The 23,854-nt window shown below is 48.2% G+C and carries 23 protein-coding genes and 1 riboswitch; of the genes, 20 read left to right on the forward strand and 3 right to left on the reverse strand.

Annotation, left to right across the window (positions count from 1 at the left end; translation table 11 throughout):
- Positions 1-40: 40 nt before the first annotated feature.
- The 14 genes from MKY62_RS02500 to MKY62_RS02565 all read left to right on the forward strand — a co-directional run bounded on the left by MKY62_RS02500 (position 41) and on the right by MKY62_RS02565 (position 14,373).
- On the forward strand, positions 41-796 hold the full coding sequence (locus MKY62_RS02500) for a Cof-type HAD-IIB family hydrolase (RefSeq protein ID WP_003179011.1): 756 nt from the start codon (positions 41-43) through the stop codon (positions 794-796).
- A gap of 286 nt (positions 797-1,082) precedes the next feature.
- Positions 1,083-1,844, forward strand: a complete 762-nt coding sequence (gene pxpA, locus MKY62_RS02505) for a 5-oxoprolinase subunit PxpA (RefSeq protein ID WP_003179013.1) — start codon at positions 1,083-1,085, stop codon at positions 1,842-1,844.
- Between the two features lie 24 nt (positions 1,845-1,868).
- A complete protein-coding gene (locus MKY62_RS02510; RefSeq protein WP_003179015.1) occupies positions 1,869-3,080 on the forward strand; it encodes an NRAMP family divalent metal transporter in 1,212 nt (403 codons plus the stop codon).
- Positions 3,081-3,100: 20 nt separating this feature from the next.
- Positions 3,101-3,874 carry a putative hydro-lyase gene (locus MKY62_RS02515; protein WP_339614130.1) on the forward strand — a complete coding sequence of 258 codons (774 nt, stop codon included), beginning with the start codon at positions 3,101-3,103 and terminating at the stop codon, positions 3,872-3,874.
- 101 nt (positions 3,875-3,975) lie between these two features.
- Complete coding sequence (gene pxpB, locus MKY62_RS02520; RefSeq protein WP_044051830.1) at positions 3,976-4,686, forward strand: 5-oxoprolinase subunit PxpB; 711 nt, start codon at positions 3,976-3,978, stop codon at positions 4,684-4,686.
- Complete coding sequence (locus MKY62_RS02525) at positions 4,683-5,696, forward strand: biotin-dependent carboxyltransferase family protein (protein WP_003179020.1); 1,014 nt, start codon at positions 4,683-4,685, stop codon at positions 5,694-5,696. Before pxpB ends, MKY62_RS02525 begins: the two co-directional genes overlap by 4 nt.
- 31 nt (positions 5,697-5,727) lie before the next feature.
- Positions 5,728-6,477 carry an IclR family transcriptional regulator gene (locus tag MKY62_RS02530; RefSeq protein WP_003179022.1) on the forward strand — a complete coding sequence of 250 codons (750 nt, stop codon included), beginning with the start codon at positions 5,728-5,730 and terminating at the stop codon, positions 6,475-6,477.
- An 88-nt stretch (positions 6,478-6,565) separates the two neighbouring features.
- On the forward strand, positions 6,566-7,204 hold the full coding sequence (locus MKY62_RS02535) for a GDSL-type esterase/lipase family protein (protein WP_011197556.1): 639 nt from the start codon (positions 6,566-6,568) through the stop codon (positions 7,202-7,204).
- Positions 7,205-7,448: 244 nt separating this feature from the next.
- On the forward strand, positions 7,449-8,873 hold the full coding sequence (locus MKY62_RS02540; protein WP_003179025.1) for a PTS mannitol transporter subunit IICB: 1,425 nt from the start codon (positions 7,449-7,451) through the stop codon (positions 8,871-8,873).
- 66 nt (positions 8,874-8,939) lie between these two features.
- Positions 8,940-9,380, forward strand: coding sequence for a PTS sugar transporter subunit IIA (locus tag MKY62_RS02545; RefSeq protein ID WP_003179027.1), 441 nt, complete (start codon positions 8,940-8,942; stop codon positions 9,378-9,380).
- Positions 9,377-10,516, forward strand: coding sequence for a mannitol-1-phosphate 5-dehydrogenase (locus MKY62_RS02550; RefSeq protein ID WP_003179029.1), 1,140 nt, complete (start codon positions 9,377-9,379; stop codon positions 10,514-10,516). The genes MKY62_RS02545 and MKY62_RS02550 overlap by 4 nt, the downstream gene beginning before the upstream one ends.
- Positions 10,517-10,793: 277 nt before the next feature.
- Positions 10,794-12,872, forward strand: a complete 2,079-nt coding sequence (locus tag MKY62_RS02555; RefSeq protein ID WP_003179031.1) for a transcription antiterminator — start codon at positions 10,794-10,796, stop codon at positions 12,870-12,872.
- Between the two features lie 112 nt (positions 12,873-12,984).
- Complete coding sequence (locus MKY62_RS02560) at positions 12,985-13,854, forward strand: SDR family oxidoreductase (RefSeq protein ID WP_003179034.1); 870 nt, start codon at positions 12,985-12,987, stop codon at positions 13,852-13,854.
- A gap of 15 nt (positions 13,855-13,869) precedes the next feature.
- A complete protein-coding gene (locus MKY62_RS02565; protein ID WP_003179036.1) occupies positions 13,870-14,373 on the forward strand; it encodes a D-lyxose/D-mannose family sugar isomerase in 504 nt (167 codons plus the stop codon).
- A gap of 16 nt (positions 14,374-14,389) precedes the next feature.
- Here MKY62_RS02565 and MKY62_RS02570 read toward each other — a convergent pair whose 3' ends face one another.
- Positions 14,390-14,773, reverse strand: coding sequence for a DUF2283 domain-containing protein (locus tag MKY62_RS02570; protein WP_003179038.1), 384 nt, complete (start codon positions 14,771-14,773; stop codon positions 14,390-14,392).
- Positions 14,774-14,858: 85 nt separating this feature from the next.
- Here MKY62_RS02570 and MKY62_RS02575 point away from each other — a divergent pair, with 85 nt between their 5' ends.
- The 3 genes from MKY62_RS02575 (at position 14,859) to MKY62_RS02585 (ending at position 17,649) form a co-directional block, all read left to right on the forward strand.
- A complete protein-coding gene (locus MKY62_RS02575) occupies positions 14,859-15,281 on the forward strand; it encodes a pyridoxamine 5'-phosphate oxidase family protein (protein ID WP_003179040.1) in 423 nt (140 codons plus the stop codon).
- 452 nt (positions 15,282-15,733) lie between these two features.
- Positions 15,734-16,543, forward strand: coding sequence for a lipid II flippase Amj family protein (locus MKY62_RS02580; protein ID WP_003179042.1), 810 nt, complete (start codon positions 15,734-15,736; stop codon positions 16,541-16,543).
- Positions 16,544-16,707: 164 nt separating this feature from the next.
- The gene (locus tag MKY62_RS02585) at positions 16,708-17,649 is read left to right on the forward strand and encodes an LCP family protein (protein WP_003179044.1); all 942 of its coding nucleotides are present in this window, start codon (positions 16,708-16,710) and stop codon (positions 17,647-17,649) included.
- A gap of 31 nt (positions 17,650-17,680) precedes the next feature.
- Here the strand turns inward: MKY62_RS02585 and MKY62_RS02590 are convergent, their stop codons facing one another.
- Together MKY62_RS02590 and MKY62_RS02595 are read right to left on the reverse strand one after the other, a co-directional pair.
- Complete coding sequence (locus tag MKY62_RS02590) at positions 17,681-17,974, reverse strand: DUF3817 domain-containing protein (protein WP_003179046.1); 294 nt, start codon at positions 17,972-17,974, stop codon at positions 17,681-17,683.
- An 83-nt stretch (positions 17,975-18,057) separates the two neighbouring features.
- Positions 18,058-18,468 carry a carboxymuconolactone decarboxylase family protein gene (locus tag MKY62_RS02595; protein WP_003179047.1) on the reverse strand — a complete coding sequence of 137 codons (411 nt, stop codon included), beginning with the start codon at positions 18,466-18,468 and terminating at the stop codon, positions 18,058-18,060.
- 117 nt (positions 18,469-18,585) lie between these two features.
- Between MKY62_RS02595 and MKY62_RS02600 the strand changes: the two genes are divergently transcribed.
- The 3 genes from MKY62_RS02600 to MKY62_RS02610 all read left to right on the forward strand — a co-directional run bounded on the left by MKY62_RS02600 (position 18,586) and on the right by MKY62_RS02610 (position 23,779).
- Entirely contained in the window at positions 18,586-19,014 is a 429-nt protein-coding gene (locus tag MKY62_RS02600) for an Lrp/AsnC family transcriptional regulator (protein WP_003179050.1), read from the forward strand.
- A 73-nt stretch (positions 19,015-19,087) separates the two neighbouring features.
- On the forward strand, positions 19,088-21,271 hold the full coding sequence (locus tag MKY62_RS02605) for a DNA topoisomerase III (protein ID WP_025805960.1): 2,184 nt from the start codon (positions 19,088-19,090) through the stop codon (positions 21,269-21,271).
- 444 nt (positions 21,272-21,715) lie between these two features.
- Positions 21,716-21,859: riboswitch (cyclic di-AMP (ydaO/yuaA leader) on the forward strand.
- A gap of 99 nt (positions 21,860-21,958) precedes the next feature.
- Complete coding sequence (locus tag MKY62_RS02610) at positions 21,959-23,779, forward strand: APC family permease (protein ID WP_003179060.1); 1,821 nt, start codon at positions 21,959-21,961, stop codon at positions 23,777-23,779.
- The last annotated feature ends 75 nt before the right edge of the window (positions 23,780-23,854 follow it).

The raw sequence follows: 23,854 nt of genomic DNA on the forward strand, positions 1-23,854 counted from the left end.
TAGATAAAAGCCTAAAAAAAGTGGAGGTATCTTAAATATCGTGTCAGTCAGTCAAAGAAATCGAATCGATGTGAAGCTAGTAGCTCTGGATATGGATGGAACACTGTTAAATGACGAACAAACCATTTCTGATGAAAACAGAAAAGCGATTAAAGAAGCTGAGGAAAAAGGGGTTTATGTCGTGCTTAGCACCGGGCGGACGCTGATGACGTGCCGGGAGTTGGCGGAGTCGCTCGAACTGTCTTCTTTTTTGATCACGGCAAACGGCAGTGAAATCTGGGATTCGTCTTTCAACCTGGTCGAGCGCCAGCTGCTTCATCCCGATCATGTCCAAATGATGTGGGATTTGCGCAATCTGCACAACACCGATTTCTGGGCCGCCAGTGTCGATAAAGTGTGGAGAGGCGAGTTTCCTGAGGATATACAAGCGTATGAATGGCTGAAATTCGGCTTTGATATTCCGGATGACGACGTCAGAAACCGGGTCCTGGAAGAGCTGAAAAAGAACAAAGAATTGGAAGTCACCAATTCAAGCCCGACCAATATTGAAGTCAATGCCATCGGGATCAATAAAGCGGCCGCTTTGGCAAAAGTGTGCGAGCGCCTCGGCTTTACGATGGAACATGTGATGGCGGTCGGAGACAGTTTAAATGATATCGCCATGATCAAAGAAGCCGGTTTAGGCGTTGCCATGGGGAACGCCCAGGAAATCGTCAAAGAAACCGCGGACTGGATTACAGATTCCAATATCGAACACGGAGTCGCAAAGGCGATCAGGCATTGGGTATTGTCCTAGCCGAAAAAAGAGCCGATTTGCGGCTCTTTTTTTTGTGCAAAATAAAAAATATTCATGGACTGAAGCAAGCTGAAAAACCTTGTGAAATCAGGTTTATCAGCTAAAGTTTTTAGGTATAACGATTTATTTTATGTGAGGTTTCCTAACAATATGATGCCAAGCGGGCAAATCCTTGATATAATCAATTCAAGTTTGATTATTCGGAATTAATGTTCCGAAAATCGGAACAAAACGAGGGATATACTAAAATTCGACCGAATGTGCATCAATATATAGGGGGGATTTGATGAATCAAGTTGATTTAAACTGCGATCTTGGAGAAAGCTTCGGCGCTTATAAAATCGGGCTGGATGAGGAGATTCTCGAGTTTGTTACATCAGCCAACATCGCTTGCGGATTTCATGCGGGAGACCCTGGCGTCATGCGCAAAACCGTCAAAATGGCGGCGGAAAAAGGCGTGAAAATCGGCGCGCATCCGGGACTTCCCGATTTAGCGGGATTCGGGCGCCGCAATATGGCGATCACGCCTGAAGAAGCATACGATCTTGTCGTGTATCAAATCGGTGCGCTTTCAGGATTTCTAAAGGCTGAAGGCGTGACCATGCAGCATGTGAAACCCCATGGCGCACTATATAATATGGCTGCGCAAAGCCGGGAACTGTCGGATGCGATCGCGCGCGCAGTTTATCAAACAGACCCGGAACTGATTTTATTCGGTTTGGCGGGAAGCGAACTTGTGCTTGCCGGTGAAAGAGCCGGTTTAAAAACGGCTCACGAAGTTTTCGCCGACCGTACATATCAAGAAGACGGAACGCTGACTTCCCGCCGCCAGAATGATGCGCTGATTCAAGATGACGATGAAGCCGTCGGCCAGGTGATCCGCATGGTGAAAGAAGGCAAGGTCCGCAGCCTGCAGGGAACGGATGTCATCCTTAAAGCAGATACGGTGTGCATTCACGGTGATGGTGCACACGCGCTTCAGTTTGCGAAAAAAATCCGCCGCGAACTCAGAGCAGCAGATATTAAAGTACAAGCTTTTTCTACATGATGTTGACAAAAGGAGGAATACCATTTGAAACAAAATAAAAAAACAAAAGCGCCGGCAGGCAACTGGACGTTGCTTTTGGGCGCCGCTTTTTTAATGGCCACATCTGCAATCGGTCCGGGATTTTTAACACAAACCACAGTATTTACACAATCTTTGGCCGCAAGCTTCGGCTTTGTCATCCTCGTTTCCATCATTTTAGATATTTTCGCCCAAACCAATGTGTGGAGAATTATTGCGGTTTCTGAAAAAAGAGGGCAGGAAATCGCCAACCTCGTCTTACCGGGACTCGGCTATTTTATCGCCTTTCTTGTCGTTCTGGGCGGGCTTGCCTTCAACATCGGCAATATCGGAGGCGCCGGTCTCGGCATGCAGGTTTTATTCGGCATTTCGCCGCAGATGGGAGCCATCATCAGCGCCGTCATCGCGATTTTGATCTTTGTCATTAAAGAAGCGGGAAAAGCGATGGACCGGTTTACGCTGATCGCAGGCTTTGTCATGATTTTACTGACGGTGTACGTCGCTGTCACCACCGGACCTCCGGTAGGGGAAGCGATAACGAAGACGGTCATGCCTGATAACATTGATTATCTTGCGATTATAACGCTTGTCGGCGGTACGGTCGGCGGATACATTACATTTGCCGGCGGACACCGATTGCTTGATGCGGGTGTTAAAGGGAAGGATGCGATCCCTGAAGTAACGAAAAGCTCTGTTTCCGGCATTTTGATCACGTCTGTCATGAGGATTGCGCTTTTCCTTGCCGTACTTGGCGTCGTATCAAAAGGTATGCAGATTAATCCGGATAATCCGCCGGCATCAGTATTCCAGCATGCCGCAGGAAATGTCGGATACAAAATCTTCGGCCTCGTCATGTGGAGCGCTGCTATTACATCCGTGATCGGTGCTGCTTATACGTCGGTATCATTCTTTAAAACGTTTTCTCCGAAAATCGAAAAGAATTCACGCGGCATTATAATTGTCTTTATTATTGTATCAACGCTTTGCTTTGTAACAATTGGAAAGCCGGTCAACCTTCTCGTTCTTGCCGGCGCATTAAACGGCTTAATCTTGCCGATCGCACTAGGCTCCCTTTTAATCGGCGCGCATAAGAAGAATGTCATCGGCGACTACAGGCATCCGATCTGGCTTACAATTCCGGGCATTCTGGTCGTTATTGTCATGGCCATCATGGGAGGCTATACGTTAATCAATGAAATTCCTAAGTTATGGGGATGATCTCGTTGCATGTAAATGAAATGCGTCCTGACGAAGTCAGGGCTCTGATTCGAAAAGGGGAAATAACGGGTCCGACAGCCGGCATGGCCGGGGGTTTTACCCAGGCAAACCTGGTGATTTTGAAAAAAGAGCTCGCTTTTGAGTTCTTGCTGTTTTGCCAGCGCAATCAAAAGCCGTGTCCGATTCTTGATGTCACGGACCCCGGATCTCCGGTTCCGTCCATCACGGCGCCGGACGCTGATATCCGCACCGATTTTCCAAAATACCGCGTATACAAGCGTGGCGAATTGGCGGATGAAGTGACAGATATCTCTTCTTTATGGGAAGACGACATGGTCGGTTTTTTAATCGGCTGCAGCTTTACGTTCGAACAAGCGTTAATGAATAACGGAATCCCTGTCAGACACATTGAAGAAAAGCGAAATGTCCCGATGTATCAAACGAATATTCCTTGTGTCCCGGCAGGCCGTTTTCAAGGGCCTATGGTCGTCAGCATGAGGCCGGTTCCGGAAGAGCAGGCGGTGCGAGCCGTTCAGGTTACATCAAGGCCTCCCGCCGTTCACGGAGGGCCTGTCCATATCGGCAGTCCAGAAGCCATCGGTATAACAGACATCGCAAAACCCGATTTCGGCGATGCGGTAACGATAAAAAAAGGGGAAGTTCCGGTATTCTGGGCTTGCGGCGTCACCCCTCAGGCAGTCGCAATGCACGCAAGGCCGGAGCTGATGATTACGCATTCGCCCGGCCATATGCTGGTTACCGATGTTCGGGATGAACAATTTGGTGTGTTATAGGATTTCAAAATCAATACAGAGCGGTTTATCTGTATTGATTTTTAATTTAAGGGGATGAAAGGCAAGGTGAAACAGAATTGAAAAATCTTTCGAATGCGACAATGTCTCCGCTCGGCGACTCCGCGGTTATCATCCAGCTTGGAGAGGGGATAAGCGAACAGACGCACCGTGTCGTCAGCGCGCTGACAAAGCGGATTGAAAACGATCCGTTTCCCGGTTTTATTGAGTGTGTGCCGGCTTTCACGAGTGTGACCGTTTTCTATCAGCCATTTGAAGTATACCGCAAGATGGAGAGCGGCAAGGCTGTTGATTCTCCGTATGAAAAGGTAAAAGCCCTCCTCGACCATCATCTCCAAGAGCTCACAATGGAAGAAGAGACAGATCAGCGCACGGTGGAAATTCCGGTTTGTTACGGCGGCCGTTTCGGCCCTGATTTGGAGGAAGTGGCCGACATCAACGGCCTGACTGCACAGGAAGTCATCGATATTCACACCTCGGGTGAGTACCTCGTTTATATGATCGGCTTTGCGCCGGGCTTCCCTTACCTAGGCGGAATGTCAGAAAAGATAGCCGCACCGCGGCGGTCATCTCCTCGGACTTCGATTCCCGCCGGTTCAGTCGGAATAGCCGGCATGCAAACAGGCGTCTATCCCCTTTCAACGCCGGGCGGCTGGCAGCTGATCGGCAATACGCCGCTTGAATTATTCAAGCCTTATGAACAGCCTCCGAGCCTTCTGAGAGCAGGGGATATCGTGAAATTTGTCAGCGTGACAGAAGAGGAGTATCACGCGCTGAAGGAGGGGAAATCTTGAGCATAGAAGTGTTAAAGCCGGGTCTGATGACAACGGTTCAAGACTTGGGCCGCACAGGTTTTCAAAAATACGGCGTGCTTGTCAGCGGTGCCATGGATGCCGATTCTTTGCGGATTGCCAATCTGCTCGCGGGGAACAGCCAGAACGAAGCTGCGCTTGAAGTGACGCTGATGGGGCCGGGGCCGTCTCTCCGCTTTCAAAAACCTGCTCTTATAGCGGTGACGGGCGCTGACTTTTCACTGATGGTAAATGACGAAGAAGTCCCGCTTTGGCGCCCGGTTTTCATCAAAGAGGGCAGCGTGTTGACATTCGGCATGTGCAAGCGCGGAAGCCGTGCATATATGGCAGTGGCCGGGGGAATTGATGTGCCGCCTGTAATGGAAAGCAAAAGCACATATGTCAGAGCAGGACTCGGCGGCTTTCAAGGAAGGGCGCTTCAAAAGGGAGACGTGTTATCGCTAGGCAGCCCGACGCCGTTGTCGGAAGCGCTGCACAGAAAGCTCGCAGACGAGGGCAAAGAACGGGGCTTTGCGGCTCCGAAGTGGGCTGTCGACCGCAAATATTTTCTCCCGCTAAAAAAGAACCCGGTCATTCGTGTCATCAAAGGCGATCAGTTTGCTTGCTTTACCTCATCATCACAAGAGCGCTTTTTCGCGGGTCCATTCCGGGTGACGGCTAAATCCGACCGGATGGGGTACCGTCTTCAAGGAGAGGCGCTCGAACTCACTCAGCCTCTGGAAATGATCTCTGAAGCGGTATCATTCGGAACGATTCAAGTGCCGCCCGACGGCAATCCGATCGTTCTTCTCGCAGACAGGCAGACAGCGGGCGGATACCCGAGAATCGCCCATATCGCATCAGCTGATTTTTCTCAGGTCACGCAGATGATGCCGGGCGAGCAGGTGCAGTTTCAGCTTGTCAGCCTTCAGGAAGCAGAGCGCGTTTACATCGAACGGGAGACGAAAATCAGCGAACTTTCTGCCCGATTGAAGCTTGAATACATGTTATGATAGGTGTGATGTGTATCAGGAGGGGGAAGGCATGGAACATAAAAACAAAACAGTCGTCAAAGCCATGACCCTGCTCAATCTGTTCCTGACGAGAGAAAGGCTCTCGCTGGGCGACATGATTGAGCTGACAGGCATGCCGAAAACATCTGTCTACCGCATGGTTTGTTCTCTCGAAGAAATGGGTTTTCTCGACCGCGACGAGAACGGGATGTATAGCTTAGGACTGCTGTTTTTGCAATACGGCCACCTTGTTTCAGAAAGGCTTGATATTCGAAAAATCGCTCTGCCCATCATGGAAGAACTCCGCGATGACGTGGATGAAGCCGTCCATTTAATTGTAAGGCAGGGAAATGAAGCAATGTATATAGAAAAAATTGAGGGCACGCAGACCGTTCGCCTCTATACAGCGATCGGGAGGCGGTCCCCTTTATATGCCGGAGCCTGTGCGAGAAGCATTCTGACGTTTTTGCCTGAAGAGGAGCGGGATGCCTATATCGAGCAAACAGAGCTGGTGCCGATCGCTTCCGGCACGATCCGGGACAAGGCTGAGCTGATCCGCATTGTGGACGAGTCGTACCGGAGCGGCTGCACGGTCAGTCATTCGGAGCTCGAAGACTACACCTCCGCGATTGCCGCGCCGATTTTCAATCATAAGCGCGAAGTCGCAGCTGGGATCAGCATCGCCGGGTTTGAAGCCCGCTTTCAGAAAGACCGTCTTCCTTATTTGACCGAAAGAGTGAAAAAGGCGGCGCTTGACATCTCGAGAAAATTAGGTTTTTAGGAAAAAAGAAAAGTATCCTTTCGAGCCTCTGCCGAGTACATATATGGTAGCTGCCGCGAAAAAACGGCATATCGGAGGGGGAAAGGATATGACGCTTCAATATACGGCTCTCGGCGACTCTTTAACCGTCGGGGTCGGTGCAGGTTTGTTTGAGCCGGGATTTGTACAGCGCTATAAAAGGAAAATGGAAGAGGATTTGAACGAAGAAGTTTCTTTGATTGTATTTGCGAAATCCGGTCTTGAGACGTCGGAAATTTTAGCGATGCTGAACGAGCCTTTCATCATGGAACAGGTCAAAAAAGCGGACGTCATCACGATAACGGGCTGCGGAAATGATCTTCTGCAATCGCTGGAGATATATGAAAAAGAAAAGGATGAACACGTCTTTTTGGAAGCTTCCTCCCACTGTCAGAAAAACTACTCAGGCATGCTTGAGAAGATCAGAGAAATAAAGGGAGAAAAAGATACGCGTTATCTCGTCCGGCTTCTCAATTTATACAACCCATTTCCGTCAATCGAATTAGCGGACAAATGGATTTCCGGCTTTAACAGGCACTTAAAGCAGCTAGAGTCCGCTCCGCAAATCAAGGTGATCGATACTTATGCTGTCTTTAAAGGACGCGAAAAAGAATATTTGTCAATTGACCGTGTGCATCCAAGCAGCAGAGGGTATGAAGCGATGTCGGAAAAGCTGAGAGCGGCGGGCTACGGGCGGCTGGAGGGCTGAATATGATGAAGAAAGACCATTCCAATCAGGAATGGTCTTTTTTTATGCAATTCTTCAGCGAGCAGCCGAAAACAGACTAAAAAATGAAACTATTAAATTTTGTCACACGGCTCCTGCCAAAGTGCCGTTTTCTTTCGATTGAGCAGTCATCTGTAAGCGTTTTAATATAGAAACAGGGAGCCGACATTATTCGACATCATTTTTTTATCACAGGCTTTAAAGGACAACAAAGGAGGGTTATGAAATGGAAGATAGACAAAATCAAGATTTCAAAGTAAAGATTCAACGTTTCGGAAGCTATTTGAGCGGAATGATCATGCCGAATATCGGTGCATTTATCGCATGGGGGATCATTACCGCATTGTTTATTCCGACGGGATGGATGCCGAATGAAGCGCTTGCTTCATTGGTTGATCCAATGATCAAATTTTTGCTGCCGCTCTTGATTGGATACACGGGCGGTAAGATGGTGTACGATCACCGCGGAGGCGTCGTCGGTGCGACTGCAGCGATCGGCGTTATCGTCGGCGCGGACATTCCGATGTTCCTCGGCGCGATGATCATGGGGCCGCTGGGCGGCTACCTGATGAAACTGACGGACAGGCTTTTCAAAGATAAGGTCCGTTCCGGATTTGAAATGCTGATCAACAACTTTACAGCCGGAATTCTCGGCTTCATTCTGGCGGTGCTCGGCTTTCTTGCAATCGGTCCGGTGGTGCTCGGCTTAAACAAAACATTGGCGGCCGGCGTGGAAGTGATCGTCAATGCGAATCTGCTTCCGCTCGCAAGTATTTTTGTAGAGCCTGCGAAAGTTCTTTTCCTTAACAATGCGATCAACCACGGTATTTTGAGCCCGATTGGTATTGAGCAGGCCGCCCAGACAGGAAAATCAATTTTATTCCTTTTAGAGGCGAACCCAGGCCCTGGTCTCGGGATTCTTTTAGCTTACATGATTTTCGGAAGAGGCACATCAAAGCAGACCGCTCCGGGCGCTGCAGTGATCCATTTCCTAGGCGGTATTCACGAAATTTATTTCCCTTACATTCTGATGAAACCGCTGTTAATCCTGGCTGCAATAGCGGGCGGAGCGAGCGGTGTGCTGACGTTTTCCATCTTTAATGCGGGGCTTGCGGCTGTTCCTTCACCTGGAAGTATTATTGCGGTGCTGGCGATGACGCCGAAAGGCAACCACATCGGCGTGATCCTTGGTGTTCTCGTCGCAGCAGTCGTTTCATTCATTGTAGCTTCTTTGATTTTGAAAACGTCTAAAGCCGGCGAAGAAGATTTGACGGCCGCGGCGGAAAAAATGCAGCAAATGAAAGGCAAGAAGAGCCAGGCCGTTTCTGCATTGACTTCGGCTGACGAAGCGGAAGAATCAGCGGCTCCGTACGAAAATGTCAGCAAGATCATCTTCGCGTGTGATGCCGGAATGGGCTCCAGTGCGATGGGGGCATCAATTTTGAAAAACAAAGTCAAAAAAGCAGAACTCGATATCGACGTATCCAATACATCGATCAATAATCTGCCGGAAGATGCCGATATCGTCATCACGCATAAAGACTTAACGGAACGCGCAAAAGCGAAGCTTCCAAGCGCCAGACACATATCGGTGGAAAACTTCCTTAACAGTCCAAAATACGACGAACTGATCAATCAGCTTAAAAAGTAAAGTTTGAGAACCCGTGAGCCTGAAAATCAGGCTCACACAACATGTATGAAAGAGAGTGATTTCCCAATGAAACCAGTACTTGCAAAAGAAAACATTCATCTCAATCAATCTGCCGCAACGCAGGAAGAAGCGATCAGACTGGCCGGAAAGGCGCTGGTTGACGCCGGCTATGTTACCGCGGATTATATCGAGAAAATGTTGGAGAGGGAAGGCCTCACTTCCACTTACATGGGGAACGCAATCGCCATTCCGCATGGTACGGAAGACAGCAAGCAGGATGTTCTTCATTCCGGAATATCCGTTATCCAGCTTCCGGAAGGTGTCGAATACGGCGATGGCAATATTGCTAAAGTGATCTTTGGCATTGCCGGAAAAAATGATGAGCATTTGGAGATTTTGTCAAAGATTGCGATTGTCTGCTCAGAAGCGGACAATGTCGAACGGATCATCAATGCGAAAAATGAAGACGAGTTAATGGCGGTTTTTGAAGAAGGTGACCAGGTATGATTGCACTGCATTTCGGTGCGGGGAACATCGGCCGCGGATTTATCGGAGCCTTGCTCTGCAAATCGGGGTATGATGTCGTGTTCGCCGATGTAAATGATGCCGTGATCAATGAACTGAACGATAAGGGCCGCTATACCGTCGAAATGGCCGATGCCGGAAGGAAGCAGGAAACGATCGGACCGGTCCGGGCGATCAACAGTGCGACCCAGCTTGACGAATTGTATGATTTGATAGCGAAAGCCGACCTTGTCACCACAGCGGTAGGCCCGGCGGTGCTTAAATTGATCGCAGAGCCGATTGCAGAAGGTTTGAAGCGTCGGATGAAAATAAACAAGCAGCCTTTAAATATTATAGCTTGCGAGAATATGATCGGGGGCAGCGCTCATCTTCGCGAGGAAATTTTCGCCCGCTTAACTGAAACGGAGCGCGCCGCAATCAGCGATTCAGTCGGCTTTCCGAACTCGGCAGTCGACAGAATCGTGCCGATCCAGCACCATGATGATCCGTTGAAAGTAACGGTGGAGCCTTTTTTCGAATGGGCCGTTGATCAAACGGAATTCGCCGGAAAAGTGCCGGATATTGAAGGTGTGACATATGTAGCGGATCTTGCGCCATTCATCGAAAGAAAGCTGTTTACGGTCAATACCGGACACGCCATGGCGGCGTATGCCGGCTATAAGAAAGGTTTGAAGACGATAAAAGACGCCATTCATCATCCGGAGGTCCGCCAAACGGTGGCAGGCGCGCTAGAAGAAACAGGCCGGTACCTTGTCCAAACATACGATTTTACACAGGAAGAGCACCGGGCATATATGACAAAAATTATCGGCCGCTTTGAGAATGAATGCCTGTCAGACGATGTCACCCGTGTGGCCAGGTCGCCGCTTCGCAAGCTTGGCAGGGATGACCGTCTTGTCGGCCCGGCCCGGAAGCTTTGCGATCTCGGCTTTGAACCTGTCCGCCTTGCAGAAGGCATTGCCCTGGCGCTGCAGTTTGATTGTGCCGATGATCCGGAAGCCGTTCAGCTTCAAAGCATGATCGCTGAAAAAGGCTATGCCGGCGTGCTTCGCGACGTATGCGGACTCGAAGAGGATCATTCTTTATTCAAACTGGTAATCAGCCATTTGAAAGCATAGCTTTAGATAGAATCGGGAGAGGGCGGCAGCCGGGCGGGGGCTGCCGAAAACAGAATGTATGAACAGGGCGGCGCAGATGCAACCTAATCTAGAAACATCAGCTGTGAGCTGATGTTTCTTCACTTCTTGAAAAGTATTTGCACAGATTTTAATAAAAAATTAATTAGTTTGAATTGAAGATTTTTTGACAGCGTTTTATGATAGGGATACCGTTTCAACCGCCGGAACCCCTTTCACCCCCCCCCCGCAAAAACGACAACACCGGAGGCGGCGTTTTATGTATATGACAGCAAGGGAACAAAAACTAATGAAATACCTTTTGCATCAAAACCGTTATGTCAAAGTCAATGAAATTGCCGGCTATATAGAAGTCAGCACAAGAACGGTCCACCGCGAGCTCAAAGCGGTTAAATCCGTTCTGGACAAGTACAGGCTTCAGCTTGATAAGCAGCCGGGAAAAGGCTTGAAACTGGTCGGAGCCTACAGAGACAAACAGCGGCTTCTTGAAGATCTGTCCCGGGACAGTCATGTCGAATACAGTGCCGATGAACGAAAGCTTTTGATTTTATGCGCGATGCTTGAAACGGGAGAGCCGATCAAGCTTTATACAATTGCCCATGACTTGCAGGTGACGGCGGCAACGATCAGCAACGATCTTGACGAGCTGGAGAAGTGGATCGCTCCATTCGGCCTTTCGCTGATCAGAAAAAGAGGCTACGGTATAGAGCTGAGGGGGCCGGAGGACGCCAAGCGGAAAATCGTCGGAAACTTGATGGCCGACAAGCTCGATGTTCAGCAGTTTCTGGAAACGATCGAAATGAATATTAAAGGCAAGAACGAAGCGCCGGAGAAAATATTCGGTGTCGTCAGCCGGGGGAAATTGCTGAAAGCGGAAAAAGTGCTGTTTCAGATGAAAGAAAAGTATGGACTTTCTCTTTCCGACAGTGCATACATCGCTCTGGTCGTCCACTTGACGTTTGCGATCGAGCGGATACAGCTCGGTGAAATGATCAATATGAATGAAGAAGAATTGACGGATCTGAAGCGTACGAAAGAGTTTGAACTGGCGCTTGCGCTTGCAAAGGCGCTTGAAGATGCGTTTCACGTGAAGATACCCGAAGCTGAGGCGGGGTATATTACGATGCATTTAAGAAGCGCCAACAAAAGCTTCAAAATCGACTACAGAGCGGAAGATATCGAGCTGGATACTGCGCTCAGAACGAAAAAGCTGATCGATTTCATCTCGCAAAAAACGGGCATGAATTTAACCGGCAATCATTCGCTTTATGAAGGATTAATCGCCCACCTTGAACCGGCGATCATCCGGATCAAAGAAAAGATGTCGGTGCATAATCCGTTAACAGAGCAGGTCAAAAAAGATTATTTTCTCCTATATATGGCCATAGAGGAAGGCGTCGAAATATTTTTCCCGGAAATCCGGTTTCCAGATGAAGAAATTGCTTTTATCGTCCTTCACTTTGGATCGGCGCTTGAGATGAGCAAACAAAAAGTAGACATCAACGCGCTCGTGATTTGTTCGAGCGGAATCGGTTCATCAAAGATGCTGGCCTCGCGGTTGAAAAAAGAGCTTCCTGAAATCGCTTCCTTTGAGATATCCTCTCTGATGGAACTGAAGACGAAAAACACTGATGCCTTTGACATCATCGTTTCAACCGTGCCGATCCCATATGAAAACATTGACTGCGTCACCGTCAGTCCGCTCCTTGACACGGAAGATGTGAAACAGATCAAACACCAGCTCACCCGAAAAATCCCGCTCATCCTTCGGAAAAAGCGGATGGCGCCCAAAAAACCGGAGCCGTTTCCAGATATGCTTCAGATTGCGCGGAAAATCGGCCATTACGCGGCCGGCATTCAACATATACTGAGCCATTTTACGGTTGAAACGATGGAAGCTGAATCAAGCCTGGAACATACGGTCAAACGGATTTGCGGAACCCTGGAAGATCAAGGCCTGGTTAAGGATGCAGGGCAGATGGCGGATGGACTGATGAAAAGAGAAGCACAGGGTGGCCTCGGAATTCCCGGAACAACCTTCGCGCTGTTTCATTTAAAAAGTGAAGCGGCCGCGGTTCCCCTCTTTAAAGCTTATGATCTGTCCAAACCGTTCGAGATCAAAGGGATGGACGGAAGCGCCATGAAGATGATGCGGATGCTCATCATGCTGGCGCCGGCCGATCTGTCTCCGGAAGGTTCCGAGATTCTGAGCTTCATCAGCTCTTCGATGATAGAAAGTGATGAGAGCATAAAAGCATACCAGACCGGAGACCGCGAGCAGCTGTACGGCATGCTGAACGTGCTGTTTCACCGGTTTATACAGGATAAAGAGTGGTGAGAGCCCCGGGTTAACCCGGGGCTTTCTTCATTTTTATCGCACATGGTCATGTTTAAACAAAAATTTCTCCGGTTAAAAGTCTAGTAACATCAGCTAAAGGGAGGAATCACAAATGGATTTGCGCAATCAGCAGACAAACGGGCAGCCGGCGCAGACGCAAGACCGCCAGCCCGGCATCGAAAGCGTCATGAATCCGCGTCCGATCTATGAGGATGAAAATTACAAAGGAACGGATAAACTGAAAGGAAAGGTCGCGCTGATCACAGGAGGCGACAGCGGAATCGGCAGAGCTGTTGCCGTTGCCTATGCTAAAGAAGGCGCGGACATCTCGATCGTCTACTTGAATGAACACGAAGACGCTCAGGAGACGAAAGCGCGCGTTGAAAAAGAGGGCGTCAAATGCCTGCTGCTTCCCGGCGATGTCAGGGATGAAGCTTTCTGCAATGACGCGGTTGAGCAGACGGTGAAGGAGCTGGGCCGTCTTGATATTCTTGTCAATAATGCGGCCGAACAGCATCCTAAAGACAGCATTAAAGAGATTTCCAGTGAACAGCTCGAGAAAACATTTAAAACAAATTTCTTCTCTTATTTCTACTTTACAAAAAAAGCGATTGATTATCTGGAGCCGGGCAGCGCGATCATCAATACAACATCGATCAACCCTTACCGGGGCAATCCGCAGCTGATTGACTACACGGCAACAAAAGGGGCGATCAATGCGTTTACACGGTCGATGTCACAGGCGCTCGTCAAAGACGGCATCCGTGTCAATGCCGTTGCACCGGGACCGATTTGGACGCCGCTGATCCCGTCAACGTTTTCAGGGGAGGAAGTGGCGAAGTTCGGTACAGATACACCGATGGGCCGTCCAGGTCAGCCGGTCGACCATGTGGGCTGCTATGTGCTTTTAGCATCTGACGATTCTTCGTATATGACAGGGCAGACCCTCCACGTCAACGGCGGAGACTTTATCACGACATAAAAGGGGGAAGCTCGTGTGAAGGTGACAAAGGAAGATGTAATTGAATACTACGAGAAAGCGGGCATTGTGCTGAACGACGATGATAAAGAAAACATCCAAATCATGGACTACGGATTAAATAAGCTGGATAAGCTGGGGCTTCAGCTGTTCGTCTATGTCAACACAGACCGCTACTGCGCCAAAGAGCTCGTATTATTCCCTGAACAAACATGCCCCGAACACCGGCATCCTCCTGTAGACAAGCAGAAAGGGAAGGAAGAGACATTCAGGTGCAGATACGGAAAAGTGTATTTGTATGTAGAAGGAGAAAAAACGGAAGCCCCGGCCGTTATGCCGCCGGACGAGGATATTGAACATTTCACCGTTTGGCACGAAATTCAGCTCACGCCCGGCGAACAGTTTACGATTCCGCCGGACACGAAGCATTGGTTCAAAGCGGGGAGTGAAGGTGCGGTGGTCACGGAGTTTTCTTCAACAAGCACCGATGATCACGATGTGTTCACAGATCCGAGAATTTAGCGAATGGGAGTCCATCTCATTCGCTTTTTTTCGCTCGCTCCATCACATCAAAGCCGATGAAGTGCCGTCCGTCATGATCGGCAAAATAAAATTGAACACCGTTCACACAAAGTGTTTTGACCGCTTCCTGTGCCGTCGGTCGAAACCGCCGAACGTGCGTCCCGTTTAGGTAAGCCGGTTCAAGTTTATATTTTCTGCCGGTCAGCGTTCCAAGCCGCGCGATTTCCGGAGCCTCGTCCCCCGGAAATTCGACACCGATGATCCGCTGATGGCGGTCAAAGTCTGCAGACAAAGCCGTGTCGCCGATATCATCTGTTGCTGATACCGATCCGGCCCGCCTTTCCGTTAAAGCAATGTAGCCCATATCAGCCTCGGCATCAAACGATATGAAAATATTCACGTCAAAAACCTCCATTCAATTGTTTAATATACAAGACATTGTGGAAAAGTAACAGTGGAGACGATACAAAGGAGGGAACCTCAAAATGGATCAGCAGCAATTGAAGAACAAGGTGCTTGATATTCTCGATCATCATAAAATCGGTTCGCTTGCAACGGTTGAAAGCGGCAAGCCTCATTCCCGCTACATGACCTTTTTCCATGACGGGCTGACGCTTTATACACCGACAAGCGATGAGACGCACAAGGCGGAAGAGATTGATAACAATCCGAACGTCCACGTGCTGTTGGGTTATAACGGCGAAGGATTAGGCGATGCATACCTTGAAATTACAGGTACGGCAAAGCTCAACCATTCAAAGGATTTAAAGGACAAAATTTGGGATGAAAGGCTTGAGCAATGGTTTGACGGAAAGGACGATCCGAACTTGACCGTGCTTGAGATTGAGCCTTCGGAAATCAGACTGATGAATGAAGGCGAAAGCACCCCGGTCACGCTTGACATGTAGCACTGTGCTCAATCAGTTTGTCATAAAGGGCGAACTGTAGTATAATAAAAAACAGGAACACGCAAAAGAGCAAATAAATGGAAAGTAAACTTCTTTTTTCTTTCTTAGAAGATGCTAATTTCTTCCTCTGACCCGCCCCTAACAGGATAGAGGGAAAAAAGACTTTTTGTTTCACAATTCACACTGGCGCGGCTTCGGAGCCGCAAGGACGAATGAGAGGTAGGGCTTTCGTTGTCTTGTATCAGAAATTCCATGGTGTTTACTTTCGCTCGGAACGATAGATGCTGATCTTTTACGAAATTCAAATGACCGCCTTTGGCAGCGGATAATAATTTATTTGCTCGAATAAATATGATAATTGAGACCGCTTCGGCTTTTGCCGGAGCGGTTTTTGATTTGCCGAAACGTTTCCGTTTTAAAAACAGTCTTACCTATAGACTGGAGGAAGGTAAATGGACTTTTTAACATCCAAGGTGCTATTGATTTTTTGTTTTCTGTTGTTGATCCATTCCATCGAAACGCTCGCTTACGCTGCCCGGCTGTCAGGCGCGAGAGTCGGATTTATCGCATCGGCTCTGTCATTATTTAATGTGATGGTCATCGTCTCGAGAATGTCAAACATGGTTCAGCAGCCTGTGACGGGAAAGCTTGTTGATGTCGCGGGGGCGGATGCGCTTTCCCTCGTCGGTAGCCAATTTCGGTTTTTGATCTTTGGTTCAACCGTCGGCACAATTTTCGGAATGCTGCTTCTGCCGACATTCGTCGCCGTATTTTCGAGAGCGATTGTTCATTTGGCAGGAGAAAATGGCTCCGTTTTGCAAGTGTTTCGCAAGGCGTTTTCAAAAAATAGCTTCAAGCATGCAAAGCATTATGCAAAAAGACCGAGCCTGGAATATGTGAAAGACTTTCGGTTCCGCTATATACCGAAACGGCTGTTTGTCTTGAACATGGTCATTACGGCGATTTATACAATCGGCGTTCTTGCCGCTCTTTATGCGGGCGTCCTTGTGCCCGAAAGGCATACGACCGCGGTGATGGCCTCCGGCCTTGTCAACGGGGTTGCGACGATGCTGCTCGCGCTGTTTGTCGATCCAAAGGTGTCGGTACTTGCAGATGACGTAGCAAAAGGGAAGCGGAGCTATACGTATTTGAAATGGGCTTCGATCACAATGGCAGCATCGAGGGTGGCCGGGACGATTTTTGCCCAAGTACTATTTATTCCCGCTTCTTACTATATCGCATGGATGACGAAGTGGATGTAGTCGATTTTTGACGAAAAGATCAAAATTCGATCATTTTCATTACATTATGAAACAAATGAAAACAAAATATTATCTTTTTCGATAGGGTTAGACAGCTTGATCTTTCTTTTATTAATTGCCCGCTGTTTCATCCTGTGATAGTCTTATGTGTGGCGGTGATAAAAGTGGAGAGGGTTAGAGTAAGAGTAAGAAAACCGAAAAGAAAAAGGCGAAAAATCATAAAGCGCCTGTTTACATTAACTTTGCTGGTTATCATAGCAGCAGCGGGTTATACCTACTTTGAATACAAAAAAGGCTTATCTGAATCTGACGGAGATTTTAAAGAAGACGGACAGTTTGAATTTAACGGGGAAGGCTCTGATCTTGATGAAGTGAACATCCTCGTTCTTGGGATCGATTCAAGAGGGGAAGACCATTCAAGGTCTGACTCCATGATGGTCATCCACTATAATAAAAAGCAGAAACAGCCTAAATTGATTTCGATTATGAGGGACAGCTATGTCGACATTCCGGGATATGACAAGCAAAAAGTCAATGCGGCTTATGCATACGGAGGCCCGGAACTCGTCAGAAAAACATTAAAAGAATCCTTTGATTTGGACATTAACTATTACGCTGTCATCGATTTTAAAGGTTTTGCCAAAATCGTTGATGCGGTGGCGCCTGACGGCATCGAAGTCGATGTTCCGAAAAAAATGTCATACGGAATCGGCATGACACTGCAGCCGGGAAAACAAGTTCTTCACGGTGAAAGGCTGCTGGGCTATGTCCGGTTCAGGCATGACAGAGAAAGCGATTTTGGACGGGTCAGAAGGCAGCAGGAAGTCTTTTCAAAGCTTCAAAAAGAAGCGGTGAGCATCGGAAATATCGCACAGCTTCCGAAGCTGTGGGGGCTCGTCGATCCGTATATTGAAACAAACATTCCGAACGGCGTCATACTCTCCGTCGGCAAAGACTTTTTGCTTGGAAGCGTAAAAGAAACCAAAAGCTTCAGGCTGCCGGTTGACGGATCATTTACGAACAAAGACGATCCAAAATACGGGGCAGTCCTTGATTTAGACCTTGAACAAAACAAGGAAGAGCTGAAACGCTTTTTAAATGAGTGATCAAAAAATCCGCCGGGAAACCCGGCGGATTTTACTGATCATATTTTTTTAGTCCCCGGTCATAAAGGAAATTGCCGAATGGAACAAATGCGGCCACAAGACCGGCAGCCGGCCATTTCACAGACCACCTCAGCACAAAAGTTGCATACAACAGAACAAACAAATACAAAATAAACAATCCGCCGTGAACCGATCCGACAATCGTAACGGCCATCGGGTAATCCGCCCAATATTTAAGCGGCATGGCGATGAACAGCAGGATTAAAAGCGACATGCCTTCAATAAAACCCATCAACCGAAGGCGGCCAATCGGCGTTTGCAGCATAGTATACCTCCTGTGGAGTGATAGTCTACCTTTATACTATAAACCAAAAGGGGACAAATATGACAGGTTTTTCTCCGATTGATTTATGCGTCTGCCGGAAGCTTCATTAAAGCGCCGAAGTATTGCTGGGCAGTCGTAAAACAAATAAATGCGGTCAATTCCGTTATTTCTTCTTCTGAAAACACTTCTTTTAAAACATCAAACTGCCTGTCTGACACGCGCTCCCTCTGCGCCAAAAAGACCTCTGCAAACCCCATCGCAAAGCTCGTTTTCTGCTGATTCGGAATCTCGGGCTTCCCCTTGGCCTTGCAATATTCACACCCGTTTCCCTGAGCCAGCACACGGCGCACCTGCTCCTTCAGTTCCTTTGATAAAAAGCCATCTCCTGACAGCTCCTCAGCTAAAGCCGTCCAGCTTGACATCAGGCTTTCAGAGTGTCCGAGCAGCCGCTGAAACGGCGTCTCTCCTCTGTCTGAAAAATTGATTCTTGTCATATGATGATCACCTCTTCATAATCATATATAAGCAGAAGAGAAATATGAATTTCGAACGAAAGAATTTTCGTGAAAATATTAAAATAATGAAATAGAATGGAGGGAATAAAGTTACATATGAAAATTGATGATCTCGATTTTAAAATCATAGCCGAATTAAAGAAAGACAGCCGTTTATCGATGCGGGAGCTGGGCAGGAAGATCAGCCTTTCGGCACCGTCTGTGACCGAAAGAGTCAGGCGGCTCGAATCGTTCGGCGTCATAAAAAAATATACGCTGGACATCGATTACCAAAAGGTCGGTCTTCCCGTTTCCTGCATCATTGAAGCAACGGTGAAAAACGGGGAATACGAGAGGTTTAAAGCGTATATCGAACGCCTCCCGAACATTGAATTCTGCTACCGGATCGCGGGAGCTGCCTGCTATATGCTGAAAATCAATGCAGAGAGCCTGGCGAAGATCGAAGCGTTTATCAATGAAACGTCTCCATATGCCCAAACCGTGACACACGTGATTTTTTCGGAAATTGAAACAAAGGAATCGTGAACATTAGAGATGCATCTGTATCATCTGTTATAATATAAGGATGCATGAACAAGAAAGTGATGTGATGATGGACGTGTCTAAAACAGTTGTTTTAGCAGAAAAACCTTCAGTCGGCCGTGACTTGGCCCGCGTGCTGAAGTGTCATAAAAAAGGAAACGGATATCTTGAAGGCGACCGCTATATCGTGACATGGGCGCTCGGCCATCTGGTCACATTGGCGGACCCTGAAGGATACGGAAAGGAATACCAGTCTTGGCGGCTTGAAGACCTGCCGATCATCCCTGAGCCTTTAAAGCTCGTCGTGATCAAAAAGACCGGAAAACAGTTTCAGGCGGTAAAATCGCAGCTGATCAGAAAAGATGTCAAAGACATCGTCATTGCAACCGATGCCGGCCGGGAAGGCGAGCTCGTCGCCCGCTGGATCATCGAAAAAGCAAAGGTCACGAAGCCATTGAAGCGTCTGTGGATTTCATCTGTTACTGACAAAGCGATCAAAGACGGATTTAAAAACTTAAAGAACGGCAAAGACTTTGAAAACCTTTACCATTCAGCTGTGGCTCGAGCTGAAGCCGATTGGATCGTCGGCATCAACGCGACGAGGGCGCTGACAACGAAATTCAACGCCCAGCTTTCCTGCGGGCGCGTACAGACGCCGACGCTGGCAATGATCGCCAAAAGAGAGGAAGATATTAAGAACTTTAAACCCGTCCCTTATTTCGGCTTGCGCGCAGCGGTCGACGGCATGACGCTGACATGGCAGGACAAAAAGACGTCACAGACACGCACGTTCAACGCATCTGTGACGTCGCAGCTTGCAGGAGCGCTGCAAGGCAAACCGGCCGTCATCGTCGACTTGAAAAAAACGGCGAAAAAAAGCTTTGCTCCCGGACTTTATGATCTGACTGAGCTGCAGAGGGACGCCCATAAACGCTTCGGCTTTTCCGCAAAAGAAACGCTGTCCGTTTTGCAGAAGCTCTATGAGCAGCACAAGCTCGTCACCTATCCGCGGACGGACTCAAGGTTTCTTTCCAATGACATCGTCCCGACGCTGAAAGACCGTTTGGAAGGCATGCAGGTGAAGCCTTATGCCCAGCATGTGGCCCGGATCCTGAAGCGGGGGGTTAAAGCCAATAAAAGCTTTGTCAACGATGCGAAAGTATCCGATCACCACGCGATTATTCCGACGGAAGAGCCGCTTGCGCTCGGCGCGTTAAGCGAAAAGGAAAGAAAGCTTTACGATTTGATCGCGAAGCGCTTCCTCGCTGTTTTAATGCCGCCGTTTGAATATGAAGAAACAAAAGTGTTTGCCGAAATCGGCGGAGAAACCTTTACGGCAAAAGGGAAAACAGTTCAGTCGCAAGGCTGGAAAGCGGTGTACGATTTCGCAGACGAAGATGATGACGAGGAAGAAAAGGATCAAACCCTTCCAAAACTCGCAAAAGGCGACACGCTTTCCGTCCGGTCTTTGACAGAGACGAAGGGTGAAACAAAACCGCCGGCGCGGTTTAATGAAGGAACATTGCTGTCTGCGATGGAGAATCCAGCCGCATTTATGCAGGGAGAAGAAAAAAACCTTGTGAAAACCCTCGGAGAGACGGGCGGACTTGGGACGGTCGCGACACGCGCCGATATTATCGAAAAGCTGTTCAACACGTTCCTGATTGAGAAAAAAGGAAAAGATATTTACATTACTTCAAAAGGAAAACAGCTCCTTGAGCTTGTTCCGTCAGATTTAAAATCTCCGGCCCTCACCGCCGAATGGGAGCAGAAGCTGTCAGGCATTGCGAAAGGAAAGCTGAAATCTTCAGCCTTCATTAAAGAAATGAAGGAGTACGCAAAGCAGACGATCAGAGAAATCAAAAGCAGCAATCAAAAGTTTAAGCACGACAATATCACAGGAACACATTGCCCTGACTGCGGAAAACTGATGCTGAAAGTAAACGGCAAACGCGGCACAATGCTCGTCTGCCAGGACAGGGAGTGCGGCCATCGGAAAACGGTCGCCAAACAGACGAACGCCCGCTGCCCGGTTTGCCATAAGCGCATGGAGCTGCGCGGCCACGGGGAAGGCCAAACCTTTGCCTGTGTCTGCGGCCACCGCGAAAAGCTCTCCGTTTTCGAAAAGCGCAGAGCCAAAGACAAAAATTCAAAAGCGTCAAAACGCGATGTACACTCTTACATGAAAAAGCAAAACAAGGATGAGCCGATCAACAATGCGCTCGCCGAACAGCTGAAGAAGCTGAAGCTTGATCAATAAAACGGGAAGCCTGCCGGGGACGGCAGGCTGTTTTAATTTGTCCAAATATCACAAAAAGCTGCTGTTATGACGCGATGATAGAAGGAGATTCACTGCGCGGAAAAAACCGGGAAATTCATGTAGCCGCGCCCAGGAAAATCGGATTGAAACATGAGGATATTCTGGATGCCGATCAATGTTGAAATCCTTGTCAGCCGCTCTTGTATAAAGACCGACTCCGCCTTTGGAAAATCGCCCCGCACTTTTGTGGCAGGGGAATTTTAGCGAAGTTGAGCACAGCCGGAAAACGAAGCATGATATCTCGATTTTCTCTTTTGCTCTGTCGGGTTTAAGAAAAGAATTGATGTACAATCAATAGGTCAGAAAGCCTGTCTACCGCCGGTTTTTTTTATATTAAAAAAGTATTTACAATGCTCGTAAACGGGAGTATGATCTCTCTATAATAATCCAAAATCGCTTAATCTAAAAAAGAGCGGGGGAACCATTTAGAGGCGTACAGCCTCCGGGGTGAATCCTTTTAAAGGTAGGGCAAACTCTCGTGAGCCCGAATCCGTCAGCTAACCTCGTAAGCGTTAAGAGAGAGGGAGATAACCTGGGAATAAAAATCCGATTCCGCAGGGGCTTTTGCCTCTGCGCTTTTTTGTGCGAAAAAATACTGAAAAAACAGCAAAGAAGGAGAAGACAATGATGTATAGTGCAATAAAGCGGTTTTTAATCGGGAAGCCATTGAAATCAAAAGAGCTTAGAGAACAAAAGATTACAAAAACAAAAGCATTGGCTTTGCTTTCCTCTGACGCCCTGTCTTCCGTCGCTTACGGAACAGAGCAGATTCTGATCGTTTTGGCGGCTGTCAGTTCCGCCGCATTATGGTATTCTCTGCCGATTGCCGCAGGCGTCATGATTTTATTGACGGCATTAATTCTTTCATACCGGCAGATCATTTTTTCTTATCCGCACGGAGGAGGAGCTTATGTTGTATCAAGGGAAAACCTTGGAGTGAACCCGGGGCTGGTCGCAGGAGGGTCTCTTCTTGTCGATTATATTTTGACAGTAGCCGTCAGCGTTTCCGCGGGAACCGACGCCATTACATCGGCAGTTCCTATGTTGCATCCGTATCATCTTCTGATAGCGATTGTGCTGGTGCTTTTGATTATGGTTTTAAATTTACGAGGGCTGACAGAATCGGCTTCAATATTGGCATACCCTGTGTATTTATTTGTGGCCGCTCTCTTGATTCTGATCGCGGCAGGCAGCTACAAGCTGCTTACCGGGCAAATCGAGCCGGCGGAGCATGCTGCAGTCGGCACGCCTGTTGCCGGGCTGTCCCTGTTTCTCCTGCTTAAAGCTTTTTCTTCAGGCTGTTCGGCATTAACCGGCGTAGAGGCGATTTCCAATGCGATACCTGCTTTTAAAGATCCCGCGCCAAAAAATGCCGCAAATACCCTTGCGATGATGGGGATATTGCTGGCTGTCCTGTTTTCGGGGATTACAATGCTTGCTTTCGGTTACGGCATCACGCCGAAAAGCGAAGAGACGGTTGTTTCGCAGATTGCATCGGAAACATTCGGGCGGTCTTTCCTTTACTTTTTCATTCAGGGCACGACTTCAATGATTTTAGTGCTGGCGGCAAATACCGGGTTCTCGGCCTTCCCGCAGCTTGCGTTTAATTTGGCCCGGGATAAATATATGCCGAGAATGTTTACGGTCAGAGGAGACCGCTTAGGGTATTCAAACGGGATCATCTTTCTCGGTATTGCATCGATTGTGCTGATTGTGCTGTTTAACGGACAGACGGAGCATCTCATTCCTTTATATGCGGTCGGCGTGTTTATACCGTTTACCCTTTCGCAGACGGGGATGTGCTTGAAATGGATGAGGGAAAAGCCGGACGGCTGGATTGCAAAAATGATCATTAATGCAGCAGGAGCCGCCATCTCCGCTGTCGTGCTGCTGATTTTATTCATTACAAAGTTTGCGCTTGTTTGGCCGATTGTCATCTTCATGCCGATTGTCATTTGGGCCTTTTATGTGGTGAAAAAGCACTATACAGCGGTGAGCGAGCAGCTGAGAATAACAGGCAAGCCTTTGGAGCCGATAAAAGGAAATATCGTCATTGTACCTGTCGCGGGTGTGACAAGCGTCGTCGAAAAGTCGGTCCAATACGCAAAAACCTTGTCAGATCAAGTGATTGCGGTTCATGTATCATTTGACAAAGAAGATGAGAAAAAGATTGAGAAGAAATGGGAGGCTCTTCAAAACGGGGTCAGGCTTGTAACGCTTTATTCCTCATACCGAAGCTTGATCCACCCATTGGAAAAGTTTCTGGAAACAGTTGAAGCCAAAGCGGCGAGCTACAACTACTCTGTGATGGTTCTCGTACCCCAGTTCATTCCGAAAAAAAGCTGGCACAACATTCTTCACAATCAGTCCGCGCTTTTGCTGCGGCTGAGGCTCCTGTGGAAAAAAGACATAGTTGTTGCCACGCTTCCATACCATTTTAAAAAGTAAAAAACCTGCAGAGCCATGCCTCTGCAGGCTGTTTTTTTGGCGGGTACGCTGCAAAACGTTTCAGCAGAAATGGAA

The organism is Bacillus sp. FSL R7-0646 (genome assembly GCF_037969865.1).
Taxonomy (GTDB): Bacteria; Bacillota; Bacilli; order Bacillales; family Bacillaceae; genus Bacillus; species Bacillus licheniformis.